The sequence below is a fragment of the Alloalcanivorax marinus genome, assembly GCF_016785095.1.
Lineage (GTDB): Bacteria > Pseudomonadota > Gammaproteobacteria > Pseudomonadales > Alcanivoracaceae > Alloalcanivorax > Alloalcanivorax marinus_A.
In genome coordinates this window covers 1-24063 of the sequence record NZ_JAEKJB010000008.1, presented here as the reverse complement: position 1 = coordinate 24063, position 24063 = coordinate 1, and the positions used below count along the sequence as shown (strand labels likewise).

The following is a 24063-nucleotide window of genomic DNA, read 5'->3' as shown; positions in this document are numbered from 1 at the left end:
TATTTTTCAATGTATGTCTCCTTGGCCATGATTTTTTGAATGATTCGCCGCCGTTCCGGCGCCGCCATTCGAATAACAGGAACAGGGAGAATGCAGTGAACCTTGGTCATCTGGTGACCCGCAGTGCACGCTATTGGCCGGACCGCCCGGCGGTGGCGGACCGTCATCGCCGGGTCAGTTACCGGCAGCTCGAAGAACGTTCCAACCGGCTTGCCAATGCGCTGCTCGGCCTGGGCCTGGAGCCCGGTGACCGGGTCGCCCTCTACAGCCTCAACCGCGCGGAGCTGGTGGAAGCGGAAGTGGCCTTGTACAAGGCGGGGTTGGTCAAGGCGCCGCTGAACGCGCGTCTGTCCACCGAGGAAGCCCTTCACGTGCTTGAGGACGCCCAGGCGCGGGTGCTGATCGTCGGGCCGGAACATGCCCCGGGGATTCTTGAACGTCGCGACGACCTGCCCGTCGTGGAGCGGGTGGTGGTGATCGGCGCCGATGGCGCGGAGAGCTTCGAGGCGCTGCTGGCCAAGGGTGACGCCGCGCTGCCGTCGGTCCAGGTGGATCCGGATGCGCCGGCGGTGCTGCATTACACCTCCGGTTCTTCCGGCCGCTTGAAGGCGGCGGTGCAAACGTTCAATAACCGCCTGGCGTTGGTACGCAAATCGCTGATGCTGCCGGAAGGCCGCTTCGCCAAAGATGAGGTGATTGGCCATGTCGGGCCGGTGACCCACGCCAGCGGCATGCAGATCATGCCGACGCTGACCACCGGCGGCTGCAACTACCTGATCGATCGCTTCGATATCGCCGAGCTGTTCGCCACCATCCAGCGCGAGCGCATTACCCGTTTCTTCGCGGTGCCGACCATGCTGTACCGGTTGATCGACAGCGGTCTGGCCGGCGAGTACGACCTCTCCAGCCTGCGTCGCATCACCTACGGCGCGGCGCCGATGGCGCCGTCGCGGTTGCGCGAAGCCATGGACGTGTTCGGGCCGATCTTCACCCAGGGCTACGGCGCCGGCGAGACTACTTCGACCATCTCCATCCTGACCCTGGAAGATCACCTGCGCGGTCTGCGCGACAAGCCGGAGCTGCTCAGCTCCTGCGGACGCCCCTATGGCGAGTCCGAGGTGATCATCGCCGACGACGACGGCAATCCGCTGCCCGATGGCGAGGCCGGTGAAATCCTGGTGCGCGGGCCGGACGTGATGCAGGGCTACTGGAACGCCCCGGACCTGACCGAGGAAGTGGTCAAGGACGGCTGGTACCACACCGGTGACGTGGCGCGCCGGGACGAGGAAGGCTTCCTTTACATCATCGATCGCAAGAAGGACATGATCATTTCCGGCGGCTTCAACATCTACCCGGCGGAGATCGAAACCGTTCTGTTCCGCCACCCGACGGTAGCGGAGTGCTGCGTGGTCGGCGCGCCGGACGCGGAGTGGGGCGAGCAGGTGATCGCCTTCGTGGTGTGCCGGCCCGGCGAGACGGCGGACGAAGCCACTCTGGTCGACTATTGCGCCGAGCACCTGGCCAGTTTCAAGAAGCCTCGTCACGTGCGTTTTGTCGATGAGCTTCCCAAGAACCCCAACGGGAAGGTGGCCCGGCGCCTGGTGCGCGACACCTTCTGGAAGGATCACGACCGTCAGGTCGGCTGATCCCCGTCCGCGCTAACAGGAGCATCATCATGTACGAACGCTTCACCGCCAGTGAAAACGGCGAACGGGTGCGCGCCGAGGCCCGCGATTTCATCGACAACTATCTTAAGCCGCTGGAAGCGGAGCACGATATCGGCTTCGAAAGCGAGCCGTCCATGGAACTGCTGCGGGGAATCTGGAAGGCATCCCGGGACGCTGGCCTGTACGGTGCTCAACTGCCCGAGGCTCAGGGCGGCCGTGGCCTGAGCGTTTATGACCAGTGCCTGCTCAAGGAAGACGTGGCCGCCTCCGGCGCCAAGCTGTCCGCGCACGTATTGGGCGAGCTGGGTGGCCCGGGCCGGGTCGGGCATTTGTTCCATATCGCCACGCCCGGACAGATGGAAAGTCATCTGCTGCCGGTGATTCGCGCCGAGCGCACCGTGTGCTTCGCGCTCACCGAACCGGACGCGGGCTCCGATGCCAGCAACCTGAGCACGCGGGCGGTTCGAGATGGCGACCACTACGTGCTCAACGGCCTCAAGCGTTATATCTCCGGGGCGCCCTACGCGGACTTCGCCATCCTGATGGCGGTCACCAACGGGAGCGCCGGGGCCCGGGGCGTGACCGCTTTCCTGGTCGATTTCGACCGCCCCGGGGTCACCGTCAGTTCGGACTACACCCCGATTTCCGGCAAGAACCAGCACGCCGATATCCGCCTGGAGGACGTGCGCATTCCCGCCACCCAGGTGCTCGGCGAGGAAGGACAGGGGTTCCGGCTCGGTATGTCGCGGATCACCGTGAACCGGCTGTTGCATTGCCCGACCATGACCGGTCTGGCGATCCAGTCCCTGGACGCCTCCGCCCGCTACGCCACCCGGCGCCGCCAGTTCGGCCAGCCCATCGCCGGTTTCCAGGCGATCCAGCACACCCTGGCGGACATGGCCACCGAACTGCACGCCGCCCGCTGCCTGATGCTGGACGTGGCGCGCCGCATCGACCGGGGCGAGGACACCCGCGAGGCGTCGGCGATGAGCAAGCTGTTCTGCTCCGAAAAGGCCTTCGCCATCGCCGACCGCGCCATTCAGGTGCACGGCGGCGTGGGCTTGATGCAGGGCAGCACCGTGGAGTGGGTGTTCCGGATGCTACGCATGTATCGGATCGTTACCGGCACCAGCGAGATCCAGCGCAACACCATCGCCAAGGGCTATCTGAAGCGCTACGCCGACGAGGGCCAATCGTCATGAACCGGCCGTTGGCGGGCACCACGGTGGTGGAACTGGCCGGGCTGCTGCCCGGCCCTCACGCCGGCCTGCTGCTGGCGCAGCTGGGCGCCGAGGTGATCAAGGTGGAACGCGCCGACGGCGGCGACGGCACCCGGGCACTGGGTGAGCGCGTTTTCGCCACCTATAACCGGGGCAAACGCTCCATCGCCGTGGACCTTAAAACGGAGCAGGGCGTGGACACCGTGCGTGCCCTGTTCGAGCGGGCCGACGTGGTGCTGGAAGGGTTTCGCCCCGGCGTTGCCGAGCGTCTGGGTATCGGTTGGCCTCAGGCGCGGGCCCTTAACCCGAAGCTGGTGTATTGCTCGATCAGCAGCTTCGGCCAGGATGGCCCTTATCGGGACCGCACCGCCCACGATCTTAACTGCCTGTCCCTGGCCGGCTATTTCGCGGCGCCCTCCCAGGTGGAGGATCGCATCGCCCGGCCCAAGGTGCGGCTGGCCGATTACGCCGCCGCCATGCACGCCACCCTGGGCGTGGTGCAGGCGCTGATGACGGTGCGGCTGGGCGGCAAGGGATGCCATCTGGACGTGGCGATCCAGGAATCGATCAGTGCCTGGTGTTTGCCCCATGCCCTGGCGGTGCGTGATGGCCAGCCCGGCGATATGGAGCACACCGGGGCGGTGATGCCCGATAACGACCTGTTTCGCTGCGCTGATGGATTGTGGCTGAGCCTGGGTATTTTCGAGAACCGCTATTGGGGCCAGCTTGCCGATCTGTTCGGTGATTGCTGCGCGGCGTTACGCGAGCCGGCCCTGCGTCGCAGGGCCGAGCGCATGGCCCGCAAGCGCGAGGTCCATGGTTTGCTGAAGACGCTGTTCGCCGGCCAGCCCCGGGGTCATTGGGCGCGCGCCCTGGATACCACCGATATTCCCTGGGCGCCGGTCTACGAACGGGACCAGGCCCTGGGCGACCCGCAACTGGTTCACCGGCAACTGACCGGGCCGCTGAACGGCGGCGACGGAACGGACCTGCGTCTGCCCATGCTGATCGACGGCCAGGCGCTGTGGTCGCCCCGGCCGGCGCCGGGGCTGGGCGAGCACACCGAGGAGATCCTGGCTGAACTGAATTCGTGAATCCGGCCCGGCGGCGCCGCCAAGCCGTCCTTTGTTACCCGAACCGCTTTCCGCGTGGTGCCCCGATGCGCCGCCCAGGGCAAGTCGTGTTCATAAAACCAAGAACGGAAAAATCTGGAGAGTTAAATGAAAACAAAAATCGTACTGGCGCTGCCGGTTCTCGTTGCCGGCCTGACGCCGATGTGGGCCAGCGCTTTACCAGTGGCGGATGAAAAGCTGGAAATCTACGGCGCGCTGCGTCTGTCCGTGGACTACGCCGATTCGGACCTGGGCGACACACCGGAAAACCCTTCCGCCGGTCTGGTCGACGGCGGCCACAGTGTGTCCACCAACACCTCGCTGATCGGTTTTCGTGGACGTTACGGGCTTGGTGAGGGCTACGACCTGGTCTGGCAACTGGAACAGAACATCGACCCGGACTCACCCCGTGACCGTGGGCTGGGTAATCGGGATACCTTCGCCGGGTTCGATACACCGGCGGGGCTGTTCCGTTTTGGCATCATGGACACGCCCTACAAACGCAACGGTATCGTGCTGAGCCGCTTTACCACCACCGCGGCGGACCCCCAGGCGATTCTGGGTCGCGGCGGCGGCGGCAACCAGCGCCTTAGCCTGCGCGCGGAGAACTCGATTCGCTGGGATCGGAAGTTCCTCGACAAGCGCCTGGCGCTGGCACTGCAATACGGCGCCGGTCAGGAGGATACCGACGGCGTCACCGACAATAATGACTCCAGTATGTGGAGCGGTTCCGTCACCTGGCGGCAGGGCGGCCTGAGCGCCGGGGTAGGGTACTCGGATTGGTCGGAGCTGTACGCCGACGGCGACGTCAGCGGCCTGAATGGCGGCCTCAACTACCGTTTCGGCACGGTCACCGTGGGCGCCGTGTTCGACCGGCTGGAGGCCGACGAGGTGGCATACCTGAACCGGGACGCCTGGGGCGGTTTCGTGACCTGGGATATGCGCCGGGACATCACCCTGGGCGCTCAGTGGATGCATGCCGACGAATCCGACGCCGGTGACGATGAGGCCGATCAATACAGTCTGGTGGGCACCTGGCACGCGGCGCCTGCCCTGGATCTGTACCTGGCGGCCACCACCACGGTGAACCAGGGCGACAGCGGCCTCTACCGCAGCGCGGACTACGCCCACGGCGACCGGGTCAACACGGTGCCCGGCGGTGATCCGAAAGTGCTGTCCCTGGGGATGGCGTTCAAGTTCTGAGTAAACCGATCCGCGACCGGCGTCAGTCGCCGCCGGTCGCGTCGTCCGCCTCTGTCGGCGTGACCCGCAACAGGCGGATGGTGCGGCCGTCGGCGCTCAGCACGGTAAAGCGGAAGCCGCCCATTTCCACCGCTTCTTCCCGTTGCGGCAAGTGGCCGAAGCGCTGCATCACCAGGCCGCCGATGGTGTCGAACTCGTCGTCGCTGAAGCCGGTCTTGAAGTGTTCGTTGAATTCGTCGATCGGGGTCAACGCCTTGACGGTGTAGTCGTCGCCTTCCAGATCCTTGATCAGGTAGTCGTCGTCCTCGATGTCGTGCTCGTCCTCGATTTCCCCGACGATCTGTTCCAGCACGTCCTCGATGGTCACCAGGCCGGCGACGCCGCCGTATTCGTTGACCACGATGGCCATGTGGTTCTTGGTGATGCGGAATTCCCTCAGCAGCGAGTCCAGGCGTTTGGATTCCGGCACCACCATGGCCGAGCGCACATGGTCCTTGATCGAGAAGCGCTCCATTTTCACCGGTTCCAGAATCAGCGCCAGCAGGTCCTTGGCCAGCAGGATACCGATGATTTCGTCCGGGTCCTCGCCGAGCACCGGGAAGCGCGAGTGGGCGCAGTCGATGATGGTGGGCAGGAAGTCGCGCGGGTCGTCGGAGGCGCGGATGCTCACCATCTGGGAGCGGGGAATGAGGATTTCGCGCACCTGCATATCGGAGACGCAGATGGCGCCTTCAATGATGCCCAGGGTGTCGCCGTCGATGATGTCGCCGTCGCGCATGGAGCGCATCAGCGCCAGTAATTCTTCCCGGGAGCCGGGGGTGGAAGTGAAGAACTGGCCGACGCGCTCCAACCAACTTCGGCCAGCGGCGTTATCGGGATAATCGTCCGACATCAGGGGTCGAGCTCCATGATTGCGTTGGAAGTCTGGTACGGGTCCGGGTAGCCCAGCTCGGCGAGGGCGCGGACTTCCAGGGCCTCCATGACCTCCGCGTCGCCATCGTCGATGTGGTCGTAGCCAAGCAGATGCAGAACGCCGTGGGTGACCATATGGGCCCAGTGGGCGTCCAGGGCTTTGTCCTGTTCGGCGGCTTCGCGGCGCACCACCGGGGCGCTGATCACGATGTCGCCAAGCAGTGGGTCGAAGGCGTCCTCGGGAAGGCCTTCGGGTGCCTCAAAGGGAAAGGAAAGCACGTTGGTGGGCTTGTCCTTGCCCCGGAACTCACGGTTGAGGGCGCGGATCTCGTCGTCGTCCACCACTCGCACGGTGATGTCGCCGATCACGCCGCCGGCCACTTCGGTGGCTTTCAGCGCCCAGGTCCGCAAGTCGGATTCGTCGGGGGCGTCCGGGGCGTCGCTGGCCCACTGGACCTCAACGCTGGGTGTCGGTATCCCGCTCATGACGGTCGTAGGCCTCTACTATGCGTTGCACCAGCGGGTGGCGGACCACGTCGCGGCTGTCGAAACGGGTGACGCCGATCTCGGTCTCGCCGTCCAGCACGTCCAGGGCGTTGACCAGCCCGGAGCGCTGATGGCGGGGCAGATCCACCTGGGTCACGTCGCCGGTGATCACCGCCTTGGAACCGAAGCCGATGCGGGTCAGGAACATTTTCATCTGCTCCGGCGTGGTGTTCTGCGCCTCGTCCAGAATCACGAAGCTGTTGTTCAGGGTGCGCCCGCGCATATAGGCCAGCGGCGCCACCTCGATCACCATGCGGTCCATCAGCTTGGCCACCTTCTCGAAGCCGAGCATCTCATAGAGGGCGTCGTAGAGCGGTCGCAGGTAAGGGTCGATTTTCTCCGCCAGGTCGCCGGGCAGAAAGCCCAGCTTCTCGCCGGCTTCCACCGCCGGGCGCACCAGCAGGATGCGCTGCACCTCGGCTTTTTCCAGGGCGTCCACCGCGCAGGCCACCGCCAGCCAGGTCTTGCCGGTGCCGGCCGGGCCGATGCCGAAATTGATGTCGAAGCGGCGCACCTTCTTGACGTATTCCCGCTGATGGCCGCCACGTGGCTTGATGCGCGCGTGCTTGGTGCGGATCACCACCTCGTCGCTGGGGAAGGCCACGGTATTGTCCACCTTTTCCGCCAGCTCGGATTGCTGCAACTGCAGATGCACCATTTCCGGGGTCAGGTCGTCCACCTCGGCGGTCTGCGCGTAAAGATCGTTGAGCACCGTGGAGGCCGCCGCCACCGCCCGGGAATCGCCGGACAGATGGAAGACGTTGCCCCGGTTACGGATCTCGACGCTGAGGCGCTGGGCGATCTGCTTGATGTGCTCGTCCAGGCGCCCGCAGAGGCTGGCCAGACGGCGGGAGTCGTAGGGTTCGAGACTGACTTGCTGAGAAGCGGCTGGTGTGTCCAAAGTCGGGAAAATTGGCCCTTGGGGCTGTTGTGAATGCGTTCAGGATACTCCGAAGCCCTGCTCCGGGAAACCCTCCTGCGCGCACTCTAGCCCGCCCCCGGGGGGTGGGTAAAGGGCCGGCGGGCCGGGTGTTCAGCCGGGCCGCACCCGGGGGCCCAGGTCGCCGTCGCAGGTGACCGTCTGCAGGACCCGGGGCAGCAGGTAGAGGGTGTCGTCCCGGCGCGGCGAGAGCGCCTGCCAGGTGTCCCGGTCCAGTTCCACCTCCAGCACCCGGTCGCCCCAGCCCTGGGGCGTCAGTTCCAGGGTCACGGTGCCGCCGAACACGCTGCGGGCGGTCAGCTTCACCGGCAGGTGGGCGTGCTCGTCCGGGGCCGGGGCCAGGCCCGCCTCGTGGGGGCGCAGATACAGGGTCAGGGCGCCGTCCGGGCAGGCGCCGTGGGTGTCCAGGCGCAGCCGGGCGTCGCCGGCGCGCCAGGTGGTGCCGTCGTAGGTGCCCTCCAGCGCGTTGATATGGCCGAGGAAATCGAACACGAAGCGGCTGGCCGGGTGCTCGTAGACTTCCAGCGGCGAGCCCACCTGCTCCACCCGGCCCTGACTCATCACCACCACCTGGTCGGAGACCTCCATGGCCTCTTCCTGGTCGTGGGTAACGAACAGGCTGGTCACGTCGATCTGCTCGTGCAGGTGGCGCAGCCAGCGGCGCAGTTCCTTGCGCACCTTGGCGTCCAGGGCGCCGAACGGTTCGTCGAGCAGCAGTACCTCGGGTTTCAGCGCCAGGGCCCGGGCCAGGGCGACGCGCTGTTTCTGGCCACCGGACAGTTGCGCCGGGTAGCGGCCGGCCATGGTGTCCATCTGCACCAGTTCCAGCAGCTCGCGGACCCGCGCGCGAATGGCGTCCCGGGGCGGGCGCTCGGCGCGCGGCAGCATACGCAGGCCAAAGGCCACGTTGTCGGCCACGGTCAGATGCCGGAACAGGGCGTACTGCTGGAACACGAAGCCCACCCGGCGGCGGCGCGCGTCCAGGGTGGTGACGTCGCGGTCGTGGAAAAACACCCGGCCCCGGTCCGGGGTTTCCAGGCCGGCGATGATGCGCAGCAAGGTGGTCTTGCCGGACCCGGACGGGCCCAGCAGGCCCACCAGGCCGCCTCGCGCCACGTCCAGGCTGATGTCCTCAAGCGCGGTGAAGGCGCCGAAGGTCTTGCGGATCGATTCGACTCGGATACTCACGGGGTGGTCTCCTGGGCGGCGTCGAGTTTATGGTGCTGGCGCCATTCCAGCACCGTCTTGAGCAGCAGGGTGACCAGGGCCATGGCGGCCAGCAGGCCGGCGGCGGTGAACGCGCCCACGCTGTTGTAGTCCTCGTTGAGCATCTGGATCAGCAGCGGCAGGGTCAGGGTCTCGCCCCGGATCAGCCCGGACACCACGCTCACCGCGCCGAATTCGCCCACCGCCCGGGCGTTGGTCAGCACCACGCCGTAGAGCAGGGCCCAGCGAATCTTGGGCAGTGTCACGTACCAGAAGGTTTGCCAGCCGGAGGCACCCAGCAGCACCGCCGCTTCCTCCTCCTCGGTGCCCTGGGACTGCATCAGTGGAATCAGCACCCGGGCTACATAGGGGCAGGTGACGAACACGGTCACCATGACCATGCCCGGCAGGGCGAACATCAACTGCACGCCCAGGGTGTCGTCCAGCCACTTGCCGAAGGCGCTTTGCCCGCCGTACACCACCAGGTAGCACAGGCCGGCCACCACCGGGGACATGGCGAAGGGGATGTCGATCAGGGTGGTGAGCAGTTTACGGCCACGGAATTCGTAGCGGGTCACGCACCAGGCCAGCAGCACGCCAAACACCAGATTCACCGGCACCGTGATCAGCGCCACCACCAGGGTCAGCTTGATGGCGGCGATCATATCGGTGCTGGTCAGGTTGTCGGCCACCACCGTGGCGCCCTGGGAGAACGCCTGGACGGCGATCAGCACCAGCGGCAGCACCAGCAGCACCACCACGGCGCCCAGGGCGGCCAGAATCAGGGCCCATTGGTGCCAGTATCGAGGCATGCGCGCGCGGCTCCGTATTCGGGGAAAAAAACAGGGCCCCGATTCTATATTCCGGAACGGCAAAATAAAGCGCTGTTTTAGATCCTTTCGGCATCGCGTTAGATCGGCGGCTACCCGGACACCACCTTTTCTTACTTTCGCTTACATCCGTGGCGCCGGCCCGTGGGTATCACCAATGGGACCCAGACGGTCCCGCGCGGGCTCCAGGCCCGACCGATACCGACTCAAGGAGAAAGGCATGAACGCGAAAGGCAAAGGTTTGTGGTGGATTTCGCCGTTGGCGATGGCGGTGGCTCTGGCCGCCTGTGGCGGCGACAGTGACAACGACCGCCCGGCCAGTGGTGATGATGACGATGGCTTCCAGGCCGCGCCCCTGCTGGTGATGCACAACGGTGGCGGCATCGTGGGGCACATCGACCGGCTGGATGGCGACCTGAACGTGGTCGCCTCCTTCAACGCGGACGCCAACGAAGGCATCGCCCTGGATCTGCTGGGCAACCTGTATGCCGCCGATGACAGCGCCGGTGCTCCGAGCCGGCTGCAAGTCCTGCGCATGATCGCCGATCGCCAGGACGGTTCCAGCCCCAACGCCGCTCTGGACCGGGATTTCGAGGCCACCGGCTCGATGACCCTGAAAGGCATCGCCCTTGCCCATGAGGCGGGCCTGGTGATGGCCGCCAACATGGGCGGCAACAGTATCGAGGTGTACGGCACCGCCGCTGGCGCCGGCGCCACGCCGCTGGCCAGCACCGCCCTGTCCGGCAATGCCTGGGACCTGGCCTACGATGAGGCCGCGGACCGGGTGTTCCTGGCCATGACCAACGGTACCGTGATCGTCATCGACGACTATGTGAGCGGTGGTTTCCTGGGCACGCCTTCGCGCACCCTCACCCCGGACAGCGCCGGTGCCGTCTCCAACATTCACGGCATTGCCTACCGGGCCGACACCGATACCCTGGTGATCACCGACGTGGGCGACGTCGGCGTCGCCGATGATGGCCGTCTCTACGTGATCGAAAACGCCGCCAGCGCCGACGGCACCGTGACCCCGTCCCGCACGCTGGCCGGCCCGGCCACCACCCTGGGCAACCCGGTGGATCTGATTCTGGACGGCGACACCGCCTACATCGCGGAGAAATCCAATGACGCGGTGCTGATTTACCGGAACGTCTTCACCGGCGGTTCCGGCGACCTGGCCCCGGATTTCAGCGTGGACAGCGTCAAGCCGGAGTCCCTGGCTTTGCTGGTGGAGCCGGACGAGCGGGCGGATCTGTCCGACATCGACACCACCGGCACCACCTTCACCGGCGTGGCGGTGACCAGCAACCCGCCGGCCGCCCCCACCGACCCGGACGTGGTGATCCTGGACACCGGCCTGACCAGCCAGCAGCGTGGTTTCATCACCGCCCAGGACCGTGAAAGCCTGGCGTTCAACCAGGTGGGCGATGCCTACGTGACCTACGACACCGGCCTGGCCGTGATCAACCGCCTGGCCACCGGCCGTGACGGCGAAACCGCCAGCCCAAGCCGCGATCGCACCATCGAAGGCGCCAACACCGGCCTGTCCGCGCCCAAGGGCTTCGACGTGGCCGACGGCCTTGGCTGGGTGCTGGTCACCGACCAGGGCGACCCGGCGGTGCGGGTGTTCGGCGGCCAGGCCGATGGCGACGTGGCGCCGCTGTTCACGACAACCCTGAGCGTGGCGCCCTGGGATCTGGATTATGACCCGGATGGCGACCGTCTCTATGTGGCCCTCACCGACGGCACCGTGGCGGTGTTCGATGATTACAGCGACACGCGCGGCGCCGCCGGCCCGGACCGCACCATCACCCCCGCCGAGGGCGGCACCGCCTTCGCCGCGCCCACCAATCTGCACGGCATCGTCCATGTGGCCGACAGCGACCAGCTGATCGTCTCCGACGTGGGCAGCGGCGCCAACCCCACCGACGGCAAGCTCTACGTGCTGGACAACGCCGCCAGCGCCGACGGCGTCACCAATGTGTCGGTGCGCATCGACGACAACGACAACAACGCCGTGGGCAACACCTTGCTCGGCAACCCGGTGGACATCGCCTTCGACGGCCAGCATCTGTACGTGGCCGAGAAGTCCCAGGGCAAGGTACTGCGTTTCGACAACATCCTGGACTCCGCCGGCGGTGACGTGGCGCCGTCACTGAGCTACGACCAGGCGTCGCCGGAATCGGTATCGCTGATCGCCGACTATCTGGGCCGCGCGCCGGAGTAAGCGCCGGGCGGGCCGTTTCGGCGGCCCGCTTGGCCCGCGCGTTGACAGTGTCTTCTCGTGCCGGCGGTCAGGATCGCGTGATACACCCCACCGTGATGCTCACGCCCCGGAAGCTGGCCATGGACGACGATCAACAACGGCAACAGGAACAAGGCGACGCCCTGATGCTGGCCTGCGCCGGCGGCGATGGCGCCGCGTTCCAGCGACTTTATTCCATCGAGGCACCGCGCATGCTGGCCCTGGCCCGCCGTTTCACCGGCGAGTCGGCGGCGGCGGAGGACGCGGTGCAGGACACCTTCGTCCAGGTCTGGCGCAACGCCCATCGCTTCCGGCGGGAGCGGGGCAGCGCCCGGGCCTGGCTCTACAGCCTGTTACGCTATCGGCTGATCAATCAACAGCGGCGTGGACGGCCCGCCGATCATCAGGCGTTGCCCGGCGACGACTGGCCGGACCCGGGCCTTTCCCCGGAGCAGTGTTCCCTGGAGGCGGACCGCGACCGGCGGCTGCGGGATTGCCTGCAAGGCTTGCGGGGCGATCGCCGGCGACCGATTCTGATGGCGTTCTATCATGGCTTTACCTATGAGCAGATCGCGGAAAGCCTGGCGGTGCCCCTGGGCACCATCAAAAGCCGGGTGCGATCCGGCTTGAAAGGCCTTCAGGAGTGTCTGCGGCTATGATTCCCCAGGATCAGGAAGAGCGTCGCCTGCTGATCGCCGAGTACGTGCTCGGCCTGCATCGCGGTGAGCGGGCGGTGGAGATCGAGCGCTGGCTGGCGGAGGACGAGGACGCCGGGCGGCTCGCCCGGCACTGGCGTGAGCATTGGCTGGGCGCCGCCGATCTTCTGCCGGCGCGGCGCCCGCCGGCCCGGCTGTGGCGGCGGGTGGCCCGGGAAACCGGCCTGTCCCGGCCCTGGTGGCACGCCGGCTGGGCCAGCGTGTCGGTGTGGCGCACGGTGAGCGCCGCCCTGCTGGTGGCGGTGGTGCTGCTGCTCGGGCCGCTGCGCCAGCCGGCGCCGATCTACACCGTGGTGCTGCAGGCGCCCGGCGAATCGGCCCGCCCGGGCTGGCGGGTGACCGTCTCCGACGGTGGCGATCTGCGGCTCACGCCGCTGGTGGAAGGGCAATACGCCGCGGACCGCAGCGTGCAGTTCTGGACCCTGGAAAACGAAGCCCCGGGGCCCCGCTCGCTGGGCCTGGTGGAGCCGGGCCGGAGTCTGGTGATTCCGGCCAGCCAGGTGGGGAGCGTGGAAAGCGGCCAGTTGTTCGAACTGACCCTGGAACCGCAAGGCGGCTCGCCCAAGGACCGCCCCACCGGGCCGGTGTTGTTCATCGGACGGGCGGTGGAGATATAGAAGATAGCTGCAGCTTGCAGCTTGCATCGCGGCTAAAGCGCTCCTATGTGGATTAGCCGTTGTAGGAGCGGCTTGAGCCGCGATCAGCCCCCCTGCCAGCGCTTGATCAACCGCCCCTGCACCACCTGAATGCCGAACAGCAGCACCAGGGAGGCACCGAGGATCACCGAGGCCAGGGCGCTGGCGGCGGCGAAGTCGTACTCCTCCAGGCGGATGTTCACCAGCAGCGAGATGATCTCGGTCTCGAACGGCATGTTGCCGGCGATAAAGATCACCGCCCCGTACTCGCCCAGGCTGCGGGTAAAGGCGAGGGCGGTGCCGGTGAGCAGCGCCGGCATCAGTTGCGCCAGTACCACCTTGAAGAACGACGCCATCGGCGAGGCGCCGAGGGTGGCGGCGGCTTCCTCCACGTCCGGCGTCAGGTCTTCCAGCACCGGCTGCACCGCGCGCACCACGAACGGCAGGCTGGTGAAGCTCATCGCGATCATGATGCCCAGCGGCGTGTACGCCACCGGGATGCCGATCGCCTCGAACCACTGCCCCAGCCAGCCGTTGGCGGCGAACAGCGCCGACAGGGTCAGGCCGGCAACGGCGGTGGGCAGGGCGAAGGGCAGGTCCACCAGGGCGTCCATGATGCGCCGTCCGGGGAAGCGGTAACGCACCAGCACCCAGGCCAGCAGCATGCCGACCACGGCGTTGATCAGGCTGGCGCCGGCGGCGGCCAGGATGGTCACCTTGAAACTGGCCAGGCTGCGCGGATCGCTGATCACCGACCAGTAGCGGTCCCAGGTCATGTCGCTGACGTGCAGCACCAGCCCGGACAGCGGCACCAGAATCACCAAACACACGAAAAACACGCTCAGCGCGAAGCTGAGCGTGAAGCCGGGCAGAACCGAGTGTCGGGTGCGGAGAACGGCCAACTAGCGCAGACTCCGTGCCTTGGCCTGCAGCTTGTCGAGCTCGCCACCGGAGGCGAAGTGGGTGTCCTGGGCTTCGGCCCAGGAGCCGAAGTAGTCCTCCACCTTGAGCAGCTTCACCGGTGGGAACTGGTCCTCGGTGGCCTTCACCACGTCCGGATGGTGCACCCGGTAGTTGAAGGTGGTGAGCAGCTGCTGGATGTTCTTGCTGTACAGGTATTCCAGGTATTCGGTGGCGACCTCGCGGGTGCCGCGCTTGTCGACCACCTTGTCCACCACGGTGACCGGGAATTCCGCCAGCACGGAGGTCTTGGGCACCACCACCTCGTAGTCACCGGTGCCGTACTGCTTGCGGATGTTGTTCACCTCGGATTCGAAGCTGATCAGCACGTCGCCGATCTCGCGCTCGGCGAAGGTCACGGTGGCGCCGCGACCGCCGGAATCAAACACCGCCACGTTGGCCAGGAAGTGGGCCATGTAGTCGCGGATTTTTGCCTCATCGCCGTCAAAGCGCTCCTCGGCGGCCATCCAGGCGGCCAGGTAGGTGTAGCGACCGTTGCCGGAGGTCTTGGGGTTCGGGAACACCACGTCCACCCCGTCCTTCGCCAGGTCGTCCCAGCCCTGGATGTTCTTGGGGTTGCCCTTGCGCACCAGGAAGGCGGTGGTGGAGTAGTAGGGGCTGGAATTGTTCGGCAGCCGGGTGTTCCAGTCCTCGGGAATCAGGTTGCCCTTGTCGTGCAGCACGTTCACGTCGGTAACCTGGTTGAAGGTCACCACGTCCGCGTCCAGCCCCTGGAGGATGGCGCGGGCCTGCTTGGAGGAACCGGCGTGGGACTGCTTGATGGTGATGTCCTCACCGGTTTTTTCCTTCCAGTGGGCCTGGAACTCGGGGTTGTAGGCCTGGAACAGCTCCCGGGCGATGTCGTAGGAACTGTTGAGGATGGTCTGCTGGGCACCGGCCAGTGAGGCCACTGAAAGCAGAGCGGCGGTCAGCCAAACACGCATTGTCGGGCTCCTTGCGGATGAATTCGGAATTGGCGCTCAGTGTATATAACGGCAGGTTTAAATAAAGCGCCTGCTTAAACGGATTTGGAATTTGGATATGAGCGGCGGACGCTTCGTCATCCGGACGCGTTCGTAGGAGCGACTTTAGTCGCGATGGGTTGTGGCACCAGCGTTGATCGCGACTGAAGTCGCTCCTACAGCCGAGGCGTGCCTTCAGCCCGCTTCGGAAAACGCCTTCAACCCGCCGCGCAGGGAGTTGGGCAGCGCTTCCAGGATCTCCACGTCGACGAAATCGCCGATCAGATCGATGTCGTCGCAGGCGAAGTTCACCACCCGGTTGTTCTCGGTGCGGCCCTTGAGCTGGCCCGGGTCCTTCTTGGAGAAGCCATCCACCAGAATGCGCTGGGTGGTGCCCACCATCTTGCGCGAGATATCCAGGGCGTTCTGCTGGATGCGCTGCTGCAGAATGCGCAGGCGCTCCTTCTTCACGTCCAGGGGCACGTCGTCGGGGAGATCCGCCGCCGGCGTGCCGGGGCGGGCGCTGTAGATGAAGCTGAAGGAGTGGTCGAAGCCGATATCGCCGATCAGGTTCATGGTGGCCTCGAAATCGGCGTCGGTCTCCCCCGGGAAGCCGATGATGAAATCCGAGCTGTAGGAAATGTCCGGGCGGATGCGCCGCAGCTTGCGCAGCTTGGACTTGTACTCCAGCACCGTATGGTTGCGCTTCATCATCGCCAGAATACGGTCGGAACCGGACTGCACCGGCAGGTGCAGGTGGCTGACCAGCTCCGGCACCTCCTCGTAGACCTGGATCAGGGCGTCGGAGAACTCCACCGGATGGCTGGTGGTATAGCGGATGCGGTCGATGCCGTCGATGTCGCGCAGCAGCAGGATCAGGTCGGCCAGATCCAGCACCTCGCCGTTGGCGCCCTGGCCCCGGTAAGCGTTCACGTTCTGGCCCAGCAGGTTGATCTCGCGCACGCCCATGTCGGCCAGGTGGCGCACTTCGTCGAGCACCGGCTGCACCGGGCGGCTCACTTCCTCGCCACGGGTGTAGGGCACCACGCAGAAGGTACAGTACTTGGAGCAGCCTTCCATGATCGAGACGAAGGCGCTGGGGCCGTCCACGCTGGGCTCGGGCAGGTTGTCGAACTTCTCGATCTCCGGGAAGGTCACATCGATGGCCAGCGACCGGGTGGTGGACGCCTGGGTGATCAGACCCGGCAGGCGGTGCAGGGTCTGAGGGCCGAACACCACGTCCACATAGGGCGCGCGTTCGCGGATCGCCTCGCCTTCCTGGCTGGCCACGCAGCCGCCGACGCCGATCACCAGGTCCGGATTGCGGTCCTTCAGGCGCTTCCAGCGGCCCAGCTGATGGAATACCTTCTCCTGGGCTTTTTCGCGGATCGAGCAGGTGTTGAGCAACAACACATCCGCTTCTTCCGGATTGTCGGTGGGCTCCAGGCCGTGGGTCGACTCCAGCAAATCCACCATGCGGGTGGAGTCGTACTCGTTCATCTGGCAGCCGTGGGTCTGGATAAACAGCTTGCGTGCCATGGGGGAGACCGTCGATCGATTGGAAAATGGGCGCCGATTGTACCGCCGGCGAGGGCAAACTGCGAACCCCGACCGTGGCAAAACGCCGCACCGCGCCCCTGGGCGGGGCCCGCCCCGCCGGGGTATCATCCGGCGCCGCCGTCATGATTCCGGAGCCCCCCATGACTTTCCCCCGTGCCCTGGCGGGCCGGCTCGGCCCGCTGGTCCTGTTGCTGGCCCTGGCCGGCTGCGCCGAACCCCGCGAGGAGTTGCCGGTGAACACCCGCCTGGGCGGGGATTTCACCCTCACCGATCATAACGGCGGGGCGTTCCGCCTGGCCGACCAGCGAGGCCGGGTGGTGCTGATGTTCTTCGGCTATACCCATTGCCCCGATATCTGCCCGGCGACCCTGGCGCGGGTCTCCCAGGTGTACCGCAACCTGCGCGACGCCGGTGACGCCGACCGCGTGCAGCCGTTGTTCATCACCTTCGACCCGGCCCGTGATACCCCCGAGCACCTGCGTGAGTACGTGCCCTGGTTCAAGGCCAACGTGATCGGCTTGACCGGCGGCGAGGCGGAGATCCGCGCGGTGGCGGAACAGTATGGGGTGGTGTTCCTGAAATCCGGCGAAGGTGAGCCGGAGTACGACTTCACCCACAGTGACTACGTTTACCTGCTGGACCAGCAGGGGCGGGTGCGCAAGCTGTACCCGTCGGACTTCAATATCGATGAGGTGACCGATGATGTACAAAGCCTTCTTTAACGGCGTGGCGGGTGCCGCCCTGCTGGCCCTGGCGGGCGCCGCGTCCGCCGACGGTGATCTGGTGCTGGAAAAAGCCTGGCTGCGCGCGGTACCGCCAGTATCGCCGACCATGGCCGGTTATTTCACCCTGCGCAACGACGGGGACCGGGCGGTGGAACTCAAGGGCGCCAAAACCGACATCGCCGGCATGGCCATGCTGCACGACACCGAAACCACCGACGATGGCCAGGCGCGCATGGTCCACCTCAGTGGCATCACCCTGGAGCCCGGCGATCAGGCCACGTTCGCGCCGGGCGGCAAGCACCTGATGCTGATGAAGGTCGCCGAGATCCCGGAAGCCGGTGAGCAGGTGGAAATCTGCCTCACCTTCAGCGACCACGACGATCTCTGCGCCGACTTCCCGGTGCTCCGCGACGCGCCCTGAGCTTCGCGATTTCTCTCGGGTTCTTGCCGTTCGCCCGCGGCCACGGTCGCGGGCCTGTATTTCCATTGACCTCGGCGCGCCCGTTCTAAGCATCCCTTACCGCTGACAGCGGCTGTCCATGCATGGCGCGGATGCGCCGCCTACCCGAGGGCCGATGAAAAGCGCCAAGGCGCGCCACCCTGATTGTCAGGTGGTCAAGCGTAGAGGGCGCATCTATGTCATCTGCAAGTCAAACCCACGTTTTAAAGCCGTACAGGGGAAGACCAGGAAGAAGTAGTGATTAAAAATGGCACCGAGGATACGGTAAGGCGGGATGGATAAGCCGTGGTAGGAGATTAAAAAACACCGTGGGGCCTGCTTGCGTTTCCAGCGAGGACCAGGGAGGGCCCCACGGTGTGAAAAGGTTGGGCGGGGGGAGAGGCCCGCCCGAATACTCTCAGCGCATACTTCTTTAGAACGACAGGGCGTAGGTGACGACGAACAGAGTGTCGTCCTTAATGCTGCTATCGCTGGCGGTACACTCACCACTAGCGTTGAAGTTCGTGTCTTCATTGTTGTTGATGGCGCAGTCGTCGGCGCTCACCACTTTGGAAACAGTGAAGCCCAGTTCGTCGGTGAGCGCGTAGCTCAGGTCGACGTGGGTGTAGTTGATGTCGTCGGCGTCAAAATCCCAGGTGCCGATCAGGATGCCGTACTTGTCGTAGGAGTAGCCCACGGTGAAGTACTTGTCCTTGTTGTCGGTGGAGTCGTCGCCACGACCGTAGTCGCCCACGCCGATGTAGGCACCGGCGCTGAAGCCGGCGTAGCCCAGACCCAGTACTACTTCCTGAAGATCGGAATCGGTGTCGTTCGGGTAGTTGTAGTCCACATAGGCGAGGTCATAGCTGAAATCGCCCACGGAGCCCGCGTAACCGGCGTACAGGTCGTATTCGGTGGTTTCGGTTTCAGAGCTTCCCCACACACCGGCGTAGAGGCCGGAAGAGTGCGCGTAATCCAGGCTACCGAATACTTGGGCGCCGCCGTCGGAAATATCCTGACCACGCCAGAAGTACATGTTGGAAACGCCGACGGTGCCGCTCACTTCGGCCGCGGCCATGGACGGAGCGATCAGGCCGGTGGCGGCGGTGGCTGCCACGGTGGCGGCCAAAACGGTCTTTTTCATCCCAGATACGTGTTTCATGTGCAACCCTCTTTGCAAATAACTGTTTTCTGGTTGTGCGCTCCTGGCGCACTGGCCTGGGAGGCTCGACCGGATACAAAGCAGGGAGCGTGCCAAAAATGAAAAATGGCGATGGATCAGTGAGTTGGGAGAGGCAAGGAGAAATCGGAAAGGTAAAATAACGAAAAGTGGCGAGGCGGGATGCTTTGTTCTGGTGCAGTGCACCACGATGGTGCTGCGTGGCGGTGCCTGACGGCGCCGCCACGCTTGAGGGTCAGTTCGGGCACTGCCAGGCCACGGGCACCGCGTCAGCGCGCACGCCATCCTCGCCACGGATTTCGAGACCGCAGTTGCCCGTGTCGGTGCGGGTAAAGTGCGCGCGGTAGCGCTCACCGGGGCGGGCATCGAACTGCGCGGCGACACGGCAGTGGTCGCGGCCGGCGCCTTCACTGCGGCGTTCGTTGTAGACCACGCCCACCCGTGCTTGTTCCGAGGCCTGAATGGCCACCGGTACTTCCTCGGCCTTCTTCATGGTCTTGAACAATTCGTTGAAGGCATTGGTTTCCCAGGGTTTGACGGCCAGGGCCATTTGCGTGTCCTTGAAGCCCTTGCCAGGCACGCACACCACCGGCTGGGCCGCGGCGTCGCCGGTGAAGGTGACGGTGGCGGTATCGGCGCCGGCCGGTTCCTGGTAGCTGAACATCTGGCAGCCGCTGAGCAAGGCCAGCGGCAGCAGGGCGGTGGTTATTCTGATCATGATGGTCCTCCTGAAACGATTGAAACGAGTGTACGGATGCAAGAGGAGGGCCACCAGCGGGTTTATGTAGGGCCACCAGCGGGTTTATCGAGAGCCACCAGCGGCGGGTGCCGGATCAGCCGCCGGCTTCACCGAACCAATGGCGCACCGCGTCGCGGGCCAGGGCCCGGCGACGCGAGCCGGTGGGCAGCCAGTTGCCGGCGTTGGCCGCCAGGGCGATGAGCACGTCGAACAATGGCAGGTGCTGGCGCAGCACCCGATGGTGGCGGTGGCCGATGATGGGGTTGAAGTAGCCGAAGAAGTCCAGCATCTGGCGCGGATTCTTGCGCACCCATAGCCAGGAGCCCATTTCCAGGGTGAAGGGCAGGAACAGGCGCTCCGGGTGGCGCTCGCGGGCGTCGTCGTAAAGGTAATCCCACAGGTCGCCGTGGGTGGTGTAGTTGAGCGACTGCGGTTCGATCAGATAGGGATGGTGATGGGGGTAGGTGTTTTCCAGCACTTGCTTGAGGCGGTACACCTCCGCCAGATGGGCGATGGGCCGGTGGGTGCGCGCGTAGGAGCACCAGATGCGGTCGCGCCGGCCGAAGCCGCTGTGGCAGTCCAGGCTCAGCGACACCGGCGCGTTCATCAGCTTGTCGCGGACCGCGTCCACCAGGGCCTGGGCTTCGGCTTCCATGGGGTCGCCGGCGCGGCCCCGGTACCAGGGTAGAAGGCGGCTGAGGCGCTGGCCGCCGACCAGGAACGAGACCTTGCCGTCGGCGTCCACCGGCGCGTTGCGCATCAGGTCCACGCCATTGGGGTTGCTGCGCGTGCGCCGCCAGATGCCGCCGGGGTTGACCATGGGCATGAACACCAGGCGCACGCTCTCCAGCCGGCGGTGCAGGTGGTCGTCCCATTGCAGGCGGTGAATCAGGCTGTGCAGCAGCGACAGGATCACCTGGGTGCCGATGCGTTCCACGCCGTGCACGCCGCCAAAGAACCCCATCACCGGCGCGCCTGGCGAACGGCTGCCCATTTCGATCACGCGCACCGGCAGCGCAAGATCGCCCAGGGGCACGCTCAGCACCTCGCTGACGCGGAGATGCCGTTCACCGAGCCGGATCAGACTGTCCAGGTGCAGCAGTTCAGGCAGGTGCCGTTGTAGGAGATAGAGACGTTCTTCCATGGAGGGAGCCGCGATCGTTGCAGGCAGTCTAGCGGCGCGGTGTCACGGTTTTATGACAGTGGTTTTATGGCAGAGGTTTTATGACAAGGCGTCGTGCGCCGGCCCTGTCATGCAAGCGTGACCAAATTGTCAGGGCGCTGTCACGGCGGGCGGCCACTCTGCGGGACGAGCCTCGGTCTTTGATGGGTAGCCCCGTGATCCCGGATTCCGCTCCGTCCGTTCCCACCCCGCAAACCGGCGACATCCTGTTGTTCGCCGGGCGCGGCCTGGTCAGCAGCACCATCCGTTTGTTCACGCGCAGCCGCTGGAGCCACATCGGCATGGTGGTGTGTCTGCCCGGCGACGATCGTCCCCTGGTGCTGGAGGCGGTAGGCGCCAGCGAATCGGCGGACCTGCATCTGGGACGGCCGGTGGCCGGCGTGGCGCTGGTGCCGCTGGCGGACAAACTGCGTGACTATCCCGGTGATGTGGTGTTGCGGCACCGCGAGGGCGCCTCCTTGTGCGCGCGCCAGGAAAAGCTGGTGGCGCGGCTGGTGGCCAGGCTGCTGCACCGGCCCTACAAGAACTTCGTGCTGTGTAATGCCCTGGACCTGCTCAGTGGTTTCACCCGGCCGCCGGACCGGCGCGGCTGGTTCTGTTCCGAGCTGGTGGCGGAAATGTACCGGCGTTTGGGCTGGCTGCCCCGGGACATCCGCGTGGCCGGCTTCGTGCCCGGGGATTTCGATTCTCCCCGTTTGCTGTTACGCCAGGGGGCCCTGGGCGAGCCGAGGATTCTCAAAGCCTGGAAGGGAGCTACAACCAGCGCCGCACCCGTTGCCGATAGGATTGCCACTCAGGGCCGAAACGGCGCGCGTGAAACGCTTCTTCCGCCGCGATCACGTGGCTATGCATGACCCACTCCACCAGCACCAGGGTGAGCAGCATGCCCGGGCTGGCCAGGCTCAGGGCACAGGCAAGATGCAGCAGCGCGAACGCCAGATAGATCGGGTTGCGGCTGAAGCGGAACACACCGCTGGTGACCAGCACCCGCGCCGCCCGGTGTGGCATGGCGGTGGTGCGGTGGGCGGCCAGTTGCAACAGGGCGGTGACCACCAGCCCCACGCCGGCGAGAGCAAGCGCCGCGGCCAGCGGCTCGCGGCCGGGCAGCGCCGGCAGCGTCCAGCCCAGGGCCTGGTCGATGCCATAGCCGATCAGCAGGCCGCCCAGATGCAGAAGGGGCGGGGGCATGCGAACCTCGGGATGATCCGGTAACGGGTCGTCGGACATGCTCGTACTCGCTTCGTTGTCAGTGATGAAAAGCTGGGTTATGGTAATTCACATCCCGTTATTGCGGGAGGGATCGCGATCCAAACCGAGCTTGACCAGCCACCGCCGGTAAGCCAAACCACGGCGGCAGAGGCCTGCGTCGCTCTCGCGATCCACCGCCGCAAGCAGGCTCGCGAAACGACGTTCGCCCCGGTCGCCAAACCGCACCGCCAGGTGCAGACCAACAGGGGAAACGCATGGAAAAGCGCGCGGCCACTTTGCACTCCGTCTCCGCAGCATCCAACTCCCACCACGGCAAACCCGACCCCACGCCCAAGACCTACGTCCTCGATACCAATGTGCTGATCCACGATCCCAACTCGTTGCTGAATTTCGAAGAGCACCGGGTAGCGATTCCGATGACCGTTCTGGAGGAACTGGACCGCCTGAAAACCGGTAAATCCCACACCGCCTCGGACTGTCGCGCGGCGATTCGCCAGATCGACCGGGTACTGGGGGCGGCGACCCCGGCGGAGGTGGAGGCCGGCATCCCCATCAACCGGGGCCAGCACCACCAGGGCACGCTGACGGTGCTGATGCCACGCGGCGCCAATGGCGGCGCCGCGCTTCCGGATCATCTGAACGATAACCGCATCATCAATGATGTGATGGCGATGAAGATGGCCGATCCGGACAGCCGCTATGTGTTGGTCACCAAGGACATCAACATGCGCCTCAAGGCGCGTGCCTGTGGTATCGAAGCGGAGGATTACCACAACGACCAACTGGTCTCCGACATCAAGCAACTGACGCGGGGCTATTTTGAAGTGCCCGGCTCGTTCTGGGACAAGGTCACCGAAGTGGAAACCGAGCAGGTCGGCGCCGAGACCCTGCATCATCTTCCCCATGGTCTGGTGGTTGGCGATATCCTCGGCGAGGAGATCTACCCCAATCAGTTCATCCTCGACGAGCAGGGGTTCGTGGGGCGCATCGTCAGCGTCGAGGCGGGCGTGGTGACGCTGCGGCATCACAAGGCGGAAACCCTTATGGAGCAGGAGGCCTGGGGGCTCAAACCGATGAATATCCAGCAGGCGGTGGCGTTGCAGTTGCTGCTTGATCCGGACATTCATCTGGTGACCCTGACCGGCGCCGCCGGCTCCGGCAAGACCATCCTGGCGCTGGCCGCCGCCATCGAGATGACCGTGGAGCAGAAGCGCTTCAACAAAATCATCGCCACCCGCTCCACGCCGCCGCTGGCGGAGGATCACGGTTTCCTGCCCGGCACCGAGGAAGAAAAAATGGACCCCTGGCTGGGGGCCATCAACGACAACATCGAGGCGCTGCACCTAAACGACGAGAACCCCTCCGGCAGCATTCAGTACGTCAAGGAGAAGGCCAACATCCAGTTCAAGGCGCTCAATTACATTCGCGGGCGCAGTTTCCAGAAATCCCTGATCCTGATCGACGAAAGCCAGAACCTGACGCCTCACCAGATGAAGGCGATCATCACCCGGGCCGGGGAGGGCTCCAAGGTGGTGTGTCTCGGTAACCTGGCGCAGATCGACACCCCCTATCTGTCGCCGATCAGTTCCGGGCTGACCTACATGACCGAGCGCTTCAAGAGCTTCGTGCACGGTGGGTCGGTGCAGTTGATGGGCGTGCCCCGGTCGTTGCTGGCGGAGTACGCGGAGACCTGGTTGTAGGCGGTCGCTGGCGGGAGGCGCCTTCCTGGAGGGGGCGCCGTATCGCGACTGAAGTCGCTCCTTGTGTCTCTCCGCAGGGAGATGATTAGCTACCATCCCCTGTCAGCCCGGTGGCAACCCGAGTCGCTCCTGAGGTCCTTGAACCTGTGCCGTAGATCGGACCACCGGGCTGTT

Annotated in this window: 24 protein-coding genes; 12 read left to right on the top strand and 12 right to left on the bottom strand. The window is 65.4% G+C overall.

The window, feature by feature from the left end; translation table 11 throughout:
- Positions 1-95: 95 nt before the first annotated feature.
- The 4 genes from JF515_RS07070 to JF515_RS07055 all read left to right on the top strand — a co-directional run bounded on the left by JF515_RS07070 (position 96) and on the right by JF515_RS07055 (position 5202).
- Complete coding sequence (locus JF515_RS07070) at positions 96-1646, top strand: long-chain-fatty-acid--CoA ligase (protein ID WP_203102495.1); 1551 nt, start codon at positions 96-98, stop codon at positions 1644-1646.
- Positions 1647-1675: 29 nt separating this feature from the next.
- Complete coding sequence (locus JF515_RS07065) at positions 1676-2869, top strand: acyl-CoA dehydrogenase family protein (protein ID WP_203102493.1); 1194 nt, start codon at positions 1676-1678, stop codon at positions 2867-2869.
- Positions 2866-3981, top strand: a complete 1116-nt coding sequence (locus JF515_RS07060) for a CaiB/BaiF CoA transferase family protein (protein WP_203102491.1) — start codon at positions 2866-2868, stop codon at positions 3979-3981. The genes JF515_RS07065 and JF515_RS07060 overlap by 4 nt, the downstream gene beginning before the upstream one ends.
- Before the next feature lie 126 nt (positions 3982-4107).
- Complete coding sequence (locus JF515_RS07055) at positions 4108-5202, top strand: porin (protein WP_203102489.1); 1095 nt, start codon at positions 4108-4110, stop codon at positions 5200-5202.
- A gap of 22 nt (positions 5203-5224) precedes the next feature.
- Here JF515_RS07055 and JF515_RS07050 read toward each other — a convergent pair whose 3' ends face one another.
- The 5 genes from JF515_RS07050 to cysW form a co-directional block, all read right to left on the bottom strand.
- Positions 5225-6094: an HlyC/CorC family transporter gene (locus JF515_RS07050; protein WP_203102487.1), complete on the bottom strand. Its 870-nt coding sequence runs from the start codon at positions 6092-6094 to the stop codon at positions 5225-5227.
- On the bottom strand, positions 6094-6600 hold the full coding sequence (gene ybeY, locus JF515_RS07045) for an rRNA maturation RNase YbeY (RefSeq protein WP_203102485.1): 507 nt from the start codon (positions 6598-6600) through the stop codon (positions 6094-6096). The genes JF515_RS07050 and ybeY overlap by 1 nt, the downstream gene beginning before the upstream one ends.
- Positions 6572-7561, bottom strand: coding sequence for a PhoH family protein (locus tag JF515_RS07040; RefSeq protein WP_203102483.1), 990 nt, complete (start codon positions 7559-7561; stop codon positions 6572-6574). Before JF515_RS07040 ends, ybeY begins: the two co-directional genes overlap by 29 nt.
- Positions 7562-7693: 132 nt before the next feature.
- Positions 7694-8788: a TOBE-like domain-containing protein gene (locus tag JF515_RS07035; protein WP_203102481.1), complete on the bottom strand. Its 1095-nt coding sequence runs from the start codon at positions 8786-8788 to the stop codon at positions 7694-7696.
- A complete protein-coding gene (cysW, locus tag JF515_RS07030; protein ID WP_203102479.1) occupies positions 8785-9618 on the bottom strand; it encodes a sulfate ABC transporter permease subunit CysW in 834 nt (277 codons plus the stop codon). Before cysW ends, JF515_RS07035 begins: the two co-directional genes overlap by 4 nt.
- 238 nt (positions 9619-9856) lie before the next feature.
- Between cysW and JF515_RS07025 the strand changes: the two genes are divergently transcribed.
- The 3 genes from JF515_RS07025 to JF515_RS07015 all read left to right on the top strand — a co-directional run bounded on the left by JF515_RS07025 (position 9857) and on the right by JF515_RS07015 (position 13214).
- Complete coding sequence (locus JF515_RS07025) at positions 9857-11863, top strand: YncE family protein (RefSeq protein WP_203102477.1); 2007 nt, start codon at positions 9857-9859, stop codon at positions 11861-11863.
- Between the two features lie 119 nt (positions 11864-11982).
- Complete coding sequence (locus JF515_RS07020) at positions 11983-12540, top strand: RNA polymerase sigma factor (protein WP_203102475.1); 558 nt, start codon at positions 11983-11985, stop codon at positions 12538-12540.
- Positions 12537-13214: an anti-sigma factor gene (locus JF515_RS07015; RefSeq protein WP_203102473.1), complete on the top strand. Its 678-nt coding sequence runs from the start codon at positions 12537-12539 to the stop codon at positions 13212-13214. The genes JF515_RS07020 and JF515_RS07015 overlap by 4 nt, the downstream gene beginning before the upstream one ends.
- 83 nt (positions 13215-13297) lie before the next feature.
- On the opposite strand, the gene cysT is transcribed toward JF515_RS07015, so the two are convergent.
- The 3 genes from cysT to miaB all read right to left on the bottom strand — a co-directional run bounded on the left by cysT (position 13298) and on the right by miaB (position 16693).
- A complete protein-coding gene (gene cysT / locus JF515_RS07010) occupies positions 13298-14134 on the bottom strand; it encodes a sulfate ABC transporter permease subunit CysT (RefSeq protein ID WP_203102472.1) in 837 nt (278 codons plus the stop codon).
- A complete protein-coding gene (gene cysP, locus JF515_RS07005; protein WP_203102467.1) occupies positions 14135-15136 on the bottom strand; it encodes a thiosulfate ABC transporter substrate-binding protein CysP in 1002 nt (333 codons plus the stop codon).
- A gap of 213 nt (positions 15137-15349) precedes the next feature.
- Positions 15350-16693 (bottom strand): tRNA (N6-isopentenyl adenosine(37)-C2)-methylthiotransferase MiaB, encoded by a 1344-nt coding sequence (gene miaB, locus JF515_RS07000; protein WP_203102466.1) that lies wholly within the window; start codon positions 16691-16693, stop codon positions 15350-15352.
- A 161-nt stretch (positions 16694-16854) separates the two neighbouring features.
- Here miaB and JF515_RS06995 point away from each other — a divergent pair, with 161 nt between their 5' ends.
- The 3 genes from JF515_RS06995 to ykgO all read left to right on the top strand — a co-directional run bounded on the left by JF515_RS06995 (position 16855) and on the right by ykgO (position 18137).
- A complete protein-coding gene (locus JF515_RS06995; protein WP_203102465.1) occupies positions 16855-17436 on the top strand; it encodes an SCO family protein in 582 nt (193 codons plus the stop codon).
- The gene (locus JF515_RS06990; protein WP_203102464.1) at positions 17414-17860 is read left to right on the top strand and encodes a copper chaperone PCu(A)C; all 447 of its coding nucleotides are present in this window, start codon (positions 17414-17416) and stop codon (positions 17858-17860) included. The genes JF515_RS06995 and JF515_RS06990 overlap by 23 nt, the downstream gene beginning before the upstream one ends.
- 154 nt (positions 17861-18014) lie before the next feature.
- Entirely contained in the window at positions 18015-18137 is a 123-nt protein-coding gene (ykgO, locus tag JF515_RS06985) for a type B 50S ribosomal protein L36 (RefSeq protein ID WP_203102463.1), read from the top strand.
- Between the two features lie 174 nt (positions 18138-18311).
- On the opposite strand, the gene JF515_RS06980 is transcribed toward ykgO, so the two are convergent.
- From JF515_RS06980 to JF515_RS06970, 3 genes are all read right to left on the bottom strand, one after another.
- A complete protein-coding gene (locus JF515_RS06980; protein ID WP_203102462.1) occupies positions 18312-19040 on the bottom strand; it encodes a TorF family putative porin in 729 nt (242 codons plus the stop codon).
- A gap of 253 nt (positions 19041-19293) precedes the next feature.
- Positions 19294-19776 carry a hypothetical protein gene (locus JF515_RS06975; protein WP_203102460.1) on the bottom strand — a complete coding sequence of 161 codons (483 nt, stop codon included), beginning with the start codon at positions 19774-19776 and terminating at the stop codon, positions 19294-19296.
- 115 nt (positions 19777-19891) lie between these two features.
- Positions 19892-20941 carry a M14 family zinc carboxypeptidase gene (locus tag JF515_RS06970; protein ID WP_203102458.1) on the bottom strand — a complete coding sequence of 350 codons (1050 nt, stop codon included), beginning with the start codon at positions 20939-20941 and terminating at the stop codon, positions 19892-19894.
- 182 nt (positions 20942-21123) lie between these two features.
- Here JF515_RS06970 and JF515_RS06965 point away from each other — a divergent pair, with 182 nt between their 5' ends.
- Positions 21124-21834 carry a hypothetical protein gene (locus JF515_RS06965; protein WP_203102456.1) on the top strand — a complete coding sequence of 237 codons (711 nt, stop codon included), beginning with the start codon at positions 21124-21126 and terminating at the stop codon, positions 21832-21834.
- Here the strand turns inward: JF515_RS06965 and JF515_RS06960 are convergent.
- Positions 21734-22168 carry a methyltransferase family protein gene (locus tag JF515_RS06960; protein WP_238400926.1) on the bottom strand — a complete coding sequence of 145 codons (435 nt, stop codon included), beginning with the start codon at positions 22166-22168 and terminating at the stop codon, positions 21734-21736. The two genes, JF515_RS06965 and JF515_RS06960, sit on opposite strands and share 101 nt — an antisense overlap.
- A 275-nt stretch (positions 22169-22443) precedes the next feature.
- Here JF515_RS06960 and JF515_RS06955 point away from each other — a divergent pair, with 275 nt between their 5' ends.
- Complete coding sequence (locus JF515_RS06955; protein ID WP_203102452.1) at positions 22444-23889, top strand: PhoH family protein; 1446 nt, start codon at positions 22444-22446, stop codon at positions 23887-23889.
- The last annotated feature ends 174 nt before the right edge of the window (positions 23890-24063 follow it).

Excerpts from the sequence above, each read along its gene's own strand:
- JF515_RS07060 (WP_203102491.1), top strand. The coding sequence starts at position 2,866 with ATGAACCGGCCGTTGGCGGGCACCACGGTGGTGGAACTGGCCGGGCTG.
- JF515_RS06970 (WP_203102458.1), bottom strand. The coding sequence starts at position 20,941 with ATGGAAGAACGTCTCTATCTCCTACAACGGCACCTGCCTGAACTGCTG.
- JF515_RS06965 (WP_203102456.1), top strand. The coding sequence starts at position 21,124 with ATGGGTAGCCCCGTGATCCCGGATTCCGCTCCGTCCGTTCCCACCCCG.
- ykgO (WP_203102463.1), top strand. The coding sequence starts at position 18,015 with ATGAAAAGCGCCAAGGCGCGCCACCCTGATTGTCAGGTGGTCAAGCGT.
- JF515_RS06975 (WP_203102460.1), bottom strand. The coding sequence starts at position 19,776 with ATGATCAGAATAACCACCGCCCTGCTGCCGCTGGCCTTGCTCAGCGGC.
- JF515_RS06960 (WP_238400926.1), bottom strand. The coding sequence starts at position 22,168 with ATGCCCCCGCCCCTTCTGCATCTGGGCGGCCTGCTGATCGGCTATGGC.
- JF515_RS07015 (WP_203102473.1), top strand. The coding sequence starts at position 12,537 with ATGATTCCCCAGGATCAGGAAGAGCGTCGCCTGCTGATCGCCGAGTAC.
- JF515_RS06995 (WP_203102465.1), top strand. The coding sequence starts at position 16,855 with ATGACTTTCCCCCGTGCCCTGGCGGGCCGGCTCGGCCCGCTGGTCCTG.
- JF515_RS07020 (WP_203102475.1), top strand. The coding sequence starts at position 11,983 with ATGGACGACGATCAACAACGGCAACAGGAACAAGGCGACGCCCTGATG.
- JF515_RS06980 (WP_203102462.1), bottom strand. The coding sequence starts at position 19,040 with ATGAAACACGTATCTGGGATGAAAAAGACCGTTTTGGCCGCCACCGTG.
- JF515_RS06955 (WP_203102452.1), top strand. The coding sequence starts at position 22,444 with ATGGAAAAGCGCGCGGCCACTTTGCACTCCGTCTCCGCAGCATCCAAC.
- JF515_RS06990 (WP_203102464.1), top strand. The coding sequence starts at position 17,414 with ATGATGTACAAAGCCTTCTTTAACGGCGTGGCGGGTGCCGCCCTGCTG.
- miaB (WP_203102466.1), bottom strand. The coding sequence starts at position 16,693 with ATGGCACGCAAGCTGTTTATCCAGACCCACGGCTGCCAGATGAACGAG.
- cysW (WP_203102479.1), bottom strand. The coding sequence starts at position 9,618 with ATGCCTCGATACTGGCACCAATGGGCCCTGATTCTGGCCGCCCTGGGC.
- JF515_RS07065 (WP_203102493.1), top strand. The coding sequence starts at position 1,676 with ATGTACGAACGCTTCACCGCCAGTGAAAACGGCGAACGGGTGCGCGCC.
- JF515_RS07025 (WP_203102477.1), top strand. The coding sequence starts at position 9,857 with ATGAACGCGAAAGGCAAAGGTTTGTGGTGGATTTCGCCGTTGGCGATG.
- cysP (WP_203102467.1), bottom strand. The coding sequence starts at position 15,136 with ATGCGTGTTTGGCTGACCGCCGCTCTGCTTTCAGTGGCCTCACTGGCC.
- JF515_RS07055 (WP_203102489.1), top strand. The coding sequence starts at position 4,108 with ATGAAAACAAAAATCGTACTGGCGCTGCCGGTTCTCGTTGCCGGCCTG.
- JF515_RS07050 (WP_203102487.1), bottom strand. The coding sequence starts at position 6,094 with ATGTCGGACGATTATCCCGATAACGCCGCTGGCCGAAGTTGGTTGGAG.
- ybeY (WP_203102485.1), bottom strand. The coding sequence starts at position 6,600 with ATGAGCGGGATACCGACACCCAGCGTTGAGGTCCAGTGGGCCAGCGAC.